At 44.0% G+C, this 6,962-nt stretch carries 2 protein-coding genes and 1 pseudogene; all 3 read left to right on the forward strand.

The genetic code is table 11. The features are described 5' to 3' along the window. Nucleotides 1-5,234, forward strand: a pseudogene (locus ACFINF_RS08265) (DUF637 domain-containing protein); the annotation flags it as partial. Between the two features lie 135 nt (nucleotides 5,235-5,369). Then, nucleotides 5,370-5,723, forward strand: coding sequence for a hypothetical protein (locus tag ACFINF_RS08270; protein WP_354190762.1), 354 nt, complete (start codon nucleotides 5,370-5,372; stop codon nucleotides 5,721-5,723). A 6-nt stretch (nucleotides 5,724-5,729) separates the two neighbouring features. Beyond that, on the forward strand, nucleotides 5,730-6,962 hold a 1,233-nt coding region (locus tag ACFINF_RS08275; RefSeq protein ID WP_375620456.1), incomplete at its 3' end, for a DUF6990 domain-containing protein.

Here is a 6,962-nt window from a genome sequence, read left to right on the forward strand (position 1 = left end):
TGCGCAAAACACTCTGAACCAAACGGGGCGTATTGTTTCGCAAAAGCGGATAGAGCTCTCAACTGATGGCACCTTGATGATGGGTGAGACAAGCCAAATTGGCGGCTATGATGTGGCACTGAAAGCAGGCACACTTAAATCAAGCTGGGCTTATAGAGGCGCAAGGTGAGGAACTTACTCTCGAAAGCCACGGTGATTTAACCAATAGTGGTACGATAGCAAGCAATGGCGCAATCACTGTGAATGCGCAAAACACTCTGAACCAAACGGGGCGTATTGTTTCGCAAAAGCGGATAGAGCTCTCAACTGATGGCACCTTGACACTGGGTGAGACAAGCCAAATTGGCGGCTATGATGTGGCACTGAAAGCAGGCACACTTAATCAAGCTGGGCTTATAGAAGCGCAAGGTGAGGAACTTACTCTCGAAAGTTACGGTGATTTAACCAATAGCGGTATGCTTGCAAGCAATGGCGTTATTGCTTTGCGTGCGCAAAACACTCTGAACCAAACGGGGCGCATTGTTGCGCAAAAGTGGATAGAGCTCTCAACCGATGGCACCTTGACGCTGGGCGAACCAAGCGAGGTTGCCGCCTATGATGTAATGCTGAAGGCAGGCACATTCACCCAGGCTGGGCTTGTGGAAGCGCAAGGCGGTGTACTTACTCTCAACAGCCATGGTGTTTTAAGCAATTCCGGTATCATGGTGGGCGGTGTTGTTGATGCGAAGCTTGGTTCTTTAGCCAATTCAGGTCAGCTTTTAGCCAGTGACAGCTTTACGCTTATAGCAGAAAGCCATGATCCGTCATTGGGGCAAGTTGCTCTGGTTTTAAATGGTGAAGACGGTGTACTCAAAAGTGGTGGTGCTTTTGTTTTAACCGCAGATGTTTTGGACAATGCCGGCAGTATTGGTTCAAGTGGTGATGGGGTTGCGCTCAATGTGAGTGGTGATCTGAGCAATAGCGGTCTGATTTATGCTCAGAAATCCGCAACGCTCTCCTTGGATGGCTCTTTCCTCAATCAGCATGGCGATGTCATTGCCGAAGACAATCTCATCATCCGTGGCTTAAGTGGAGAGCGGGCTGGTCATGTGATCAACAGCTCGGGTCTTTTAGAAGCCGTATCCGGCGATATGACCTTCGATGTCTCAGCTCTCACCAACATGCGTGAAGGTGGAGTTGAAGTTACCGATAAAGTGGTTGGTCACAGTTATGTGCGAGGAGAATGGAGAGGCACTAATGTTAGACACCACCAGATAAAGGAAGATGTTGACACTACGATCATTCGTCAGCAGCCTCATTTTACCGATAATGCTGCACAGATTTTAGTAGGACGTCATCTGACAATTAATGCCGGTGATATCCGCAATAGCTATAGTTTAATTGCTGCCAATGGCAATATTGTGATGCATGGCGATACGCTGCTCAATGAGGGGCGCGATTTAATCGAAACAACCAAGATTGTAACTGAAACGCATCGCAGGAAGAAACACTGCACTCCTTTGAATGGAGCCTGTTCTTGGGGAGGCATAACAGATTATGGCAGCACTACTGATCGCAAAACAATCACGCGCACTTATAATGCTGTTTACGGCACGATTGAAGCGGGTGGCACTCTTGATGTCAAGGTTACAGACACTCTTGACAATCATGCGGTGCGTGAGGGAGCCGGTCAAATTGGCTTAAGCTCTGGCAATAAAGGCTTGACTGGCGTTAAAAATACTGACGTTGATGGTTTTAAACCGTCGATCAGCTTAAGCCCGGGCGATCAAGAGCTGGCTGATGTTCAGATCAACGACTTTGACGGTTCCAAACCACTGATCAGCAATGATCGATTGGACGGTATTATCAATGGTTTGAAAGGGCACAAAGGGCTTTTTGCACCGAGCATCCAAACACCTGCACCAGAATCCATACAGGTGCCAACGCAAGGCGGGCTTAACTCTGTCAAGACAGAGTTGGCTGGCAGCCAATCACCGGATGTGCCGTTTTTAATCGAGACGCGACAGGATTTTATCAACCCAAATAAATTTTTAGGATCGGACTATTACTTAAAAAAGATTGGCAATTATAAGCCCGAGCACGTGTTTAAAAGGTTGGGGGATGCTTATTTTGAATATCGTCTGGTCAGTGAGCAAATTTTTGAGCTAACAGGCAATCGCACTCTTCTTGATGTTGAAGATCCTAACGCTCAAATGCAAAGGCTCTATGACAATACTGTGGAGCAGCAAGGTCCTTTGGGGTTAGAGCTAGGCAAGCCCTTAACGCCTCAGCAGATTGCTGGGATCAAAAAGGATATGATCTGGCTTGAGATCCACCTTGTCGATGGACAAGAGGTCTTAGTGCCACGGGTTTATTTGGCACCCAATTCTTCTTTAGCACAAGATGTTTATGGGGCAAAAACGCAGCAAGAAAATCTTGCCAGTGCACGTTTGAAAGGCAATGGCGTCACCTTGAATGCGGACCGTCTTACCAATAACGGTGCTGTGGTAAGTGAGGATGCACTGCACGTTTCGACTACGCAAACTTTGTTCAATAATGGTGGGTTTTTGCTTGGAAGCGGTGCTGTAGAGCTAAGCAGCCAAGGTCTTTTAGCCAATTCTTCCGGTGTTATTCATGGTGATACGGTTACCATGACAGGGGATACGATTGTCAATAGCACCGCTAAAATCCGTGACAGGAATGCATATGGTTTTGTTGATCGGGCTGGGCAGAAGGGACAAATCCTCTCTGATCATGAATTAAACATCCAATCCCTTGGTGATCTTGGCGCAGAGGGTGGGGAATTCACCAGCGGCGGTCCGATGACGATGATTATCGGTGGTTCTGCCACGTTTAGTGCATTGGCGCTAGAAAGTGAACATGCGCAGACATTGGAAAAAGGGCATTATAACGCCCAAAGCAGTGAGCATCGTTTGAGTGAAGTTAACAGTGGGGATGACCTTAACCTTGTTACGAACGACGACCTCATCATGGATGGAGCTAAGGTTAAAGGAGAGGGTAATGGGAATCTCACCAGTGGTGGTGCTCTCACGCTGACTTCGGTGCAAGACGTTAACAGTTTTGACTTGGATCTGAGGGGCAAAGAAGGCGACAAATCGAAACAAAAGAATAAGTTTCGTCAACAATCAACTGAAGTTACCACTAACAAAAGCACGGTGGAGTTTAGCAAAGACCTCTCCATGCACGCGCAAAATGGGGATCTCACACTTGGTGCGGCAGGGCTCTCAAGTGGTGGTCAGACGCATTTGGCATCAGATACGGGAAAGATCAAGTTTCTGACCAACAAGGATCAAGATTTTAAGGACACGTATCAGCGTAATGAAAACCTTGTGTGGTGGAGTGAGGGTGACAAAGGTTACCTTAAGGAGACCATCGAGCATGTCACCATAGATGCTAAGGGTGGCATGAAGCTTGATGCGGGCAATGGCATTGTTGTTGAATATCAGGCAACCGGTGATTTAGACAAATCCCTTGAGCAATTGTCACACTCTCCAGGCTTGGCATGGATCAAGCAACTGCGTGATGATCCAGAATTATCCAAGCAAGTTGATTGGCAAGCCGTTCAAGCTGAATTTAAAGACTGGGATTATAAAGCCCAAGGGCTGACAGAAGCTGGTGCGGCTCTCGTGGCATTGGCTGTCACGGCGGTTACGGGCGGAGCAGCCTCGGGCGCTGCCAGTGCCATTACCGGTGCTTTGGGGCTTGGCTCGAGCACCGCCATGAATGCGGCGATACAGGCAGGTGTCCAAGCACTGATTAACAAAAGCGCTGTGGCTCTTGTTAATAATCGCGGTGATATTGCCGGCGCCTTGCATGAGCTTGGCTCTTCCAAGAATATTCTCAGCATTGTCTCGTCGATGTTGACAGCAGGCTTAACCAGCCAAATAACGGAAATGGCAGGTGTTGGACAATCTTTGCCAAAAACCGCTCCTTTTGTTGATCGTATCGCCCTTGAAGCGGAAAAGAACCTGATCAAAGCCTCTATTGGCACAGGCGTGCAAACGGTTCTTGAGGGTGGCTCTCTTGACAAGAACTTTTTTAACAATCTGCGCATTGCCCTGTCTGATACGGTTGGCAAATCGTTGGCAGAAGAAATCGGTACCGCCAAGGCTGAAGGCAAAATAGACACGATCACACAAATTGTTGCCCACGCTGGTCTTGGCTGTTTAAAAGGCGCTGTTGCGAGCGGTGCTTGCTCTGCCGGTGCTATCGGCGGGGCTGTGGGCGAAGCCACTGCTATGCTCCAGTTTCAATTGTGGTTTAAAAATTTAATACAAAAAGAAATAGCAGCATTGGATGGTCGTATTCCAACGGCAGAAGAACAAGCGCGTATAAATGCAAAGATTGAAGCACAGTTTGCTGACTTTAGCGATCGTGCCATTGATGTCGCACGGATTACAGGGGGCTTTGCTGCTGCCCTTGCTGGTGGTGATGTCAATACTGGCGCGGATGCCGCTGGAAATGCCGCGGAGAATAATTTTCTTCCTGCGGTAGCAGCATTAGCAGCATTCATTGTGTCGCTTACACCAGAAGAGTTGGCAGCTTTGTCTCTTTTTATGGCTGGCGGAGCAACTGTTGTTGGATCCTCTAGCAATGGGACGGCTATAGCTGATTTTCTTGCCTATTGGTTTGCATCGAAAAATTCTGCAGAAGATAGCGAAAAAACAAATCAAAACTCACAAGAAGAAAAAAATAAAGATTCTCAGAAGGAAAGTAAAAATAAGAAAAAAAACGGAAACAATAAAGAACCACAAAACAATAATGATGGAAAGGGTAACATACTTGCACAAGTCAGGAAGCATCATGACAAAAAGCGCGATGAAAAAATACAAGAATTAAGGGATGAAGGATGTATAGTATGCGAGACAGAAATAGTATTCAAAACTAAGACGGATAAGGGGGTAGTAAGATCTCGTGCGGATATTGTTGGTATAAGGAAGGGTAAACTGTTTGTTGGTGATGTAAAAACGGGAAAAGCTGGTTTAAGTGGAAACCAAAAGATTTTGAAAGAGGCATATAAAAAAGGAAATAGTGAGTCCACAAAAGGAAAAATTATAAATTTTTTTAAAGAGAACAAAGAGTTCTTAGAGAAATATCAAGAATCGTTCAAAGGTTTTAAAGGAAGTGATAAAAAATTAAACGAGGCTAGTGAAAAATGGATTAAAGAACAATTGAGTAATAAGTTAGACAAAATGGACTTTTACACTTTTCATTATCCAGGACTTTTTGAATGAAAGTGAATAGCGATGCGAACTAAAGACGTGACAGAGATTTTAAAAACGCTTGGCTGGGAGACGAAAGATCAGCTATTATTTACAGTGGTAGAACAACATTAGCGTGAATAAGCTGCGACTTATGGAGAATAATCTATGAACTTTTCGTTAAAAAAAATACATCGCCCTGATATTATTTATGTGGAGAAAGGTGTATTAAAAGTTATTGATATAAAAACTGGTAATTCTCAATTAACAGAATGTCAAAAAGATTTCGAAATAGCGTATAAAACAGGAGATGCAAAACCTTTTGGGAAGATTATGAAACGGTATTTAGGTGAAAATAAGGAACAGCTTAATAAATACCAAGAAGATTTGAAAAAATTTGAAGGAGATGCAGAGCTTCTGAAAGAGTTTAGAGACAATTGGAGTGAAAATCAGATAAACAAAGAGTGGAATAGAATAATTCCTTATACAGTTAGCTGTTATCCGGGGGTTGGAGAAGAGTGAAACATTATGCAAACTAAAGATGCAGCAGAAATATTAAAAAGTCTGGGCTGTGAGCCCTATCGTGATGAAGTAGGCGATACATTTGCCTATTATTATCTTCCGGATCGCATCGTGGATTTGAGCTATGGTGTGAAACATGAAAAGGATGGTGAAAAATTTTGGTTATTAGCTAGTCTCACAACTGCTTCTTATAGTCTTGCTTGTGAATATTCTAGGGGGCAAAAGTCACGGTATGGATATATACTCTATCCAGAAATCGGTGATTTCGGGGTTACGGTACCGGATCTTTCAGAAAGTCATATTGAATCTGCTTTAAATAGGGTAATAGCTTGGGCCCAAGAACAAGATATTGAACAAAAATTACGTGAAGAAGCTGCAGATCATTCTCTTGTCGCAAAGGCTTTGCTTGGTGATGTAGAGACTTTAAAGAGTTCTGAGGTTACATCTCAGTTGTATGTACCAGAATTTTCTGATTACAAAACAATGACGAGGTATGATCGCCTCCTTCTTTTTGCACAAGCCTATAAGAATGGGGAGTTAGACGATATTCTAACGCGCAAAAAGCCCAAACAGCGCTCGATAAGCCTCACAGCAGCAATGCGCGTTCTCAAAACACAAGGGTGGTTTGCAACGGAGCCTGGAAAAATGTGGTTGGTTTTGCCCGACCGCTTTATTCAGTTTGATTTTGGTTTTGTACGTCTTCTCGATAATTACAATGTCCGTCTTGAAGCTGAGATTTCTAACGAAGAGATTTCTGTAGCTTGTCGTTGTATGCGCTATAGGGGAGAATATAATTGGATACGACCTACGGATATTTATAAGTCTTTTAACACGATTGGGGGAGGGATTTTTAGCGGTTTTGGTAAAGGAATTGATATTTGTGTGGGAACATTAAATGATCACGAGCTTATCAAAATTTCTGAGCGGATAATACAATGGGCACGCGCCCAAGACTTGCAAGCATCGATAGAAAGTAAAACACTTGTTAAAAAATATAGTTACGATATAGACATAGTCTGGCATTTAGCTTGTTTAGCATTGACAGGTCAAATTGATGTCCTGAAATCTTATAAAAAATTTTTAGAAGCTGGTACGATTTCTGAACATTTGGATGATGATGAAATAGAAAAATATGTTAACCATGCCGTTGAATTTGCTGAAGAACATCTGAAAATCCTTAATGAGCGAGAGGCAGCAGAAGCACATCTTAGTCCACAAGTTTTGATTACTTTCAATAAA

The sequence above is a fragment of the Bartonella sp. TS25HLJMH genome (assembly GCF_042193505.1).
Lineage (GTDB): Bacteria > Pseudomonadota > Alphaproteobacteria > Rhizobiales > Rhizobiaceae > Bartonella > Bartonella grahamii.

Bases quoted from the DNA above. Each gene is read 5' to 3' on its own strand.
- ACFINF_RS08270 (WP_354190762.1), top strand. From the start codon at position 5,370: ATGAACTTTTCGTTAAAAAAAATACATCGCCCTGATATTATTTATGTG.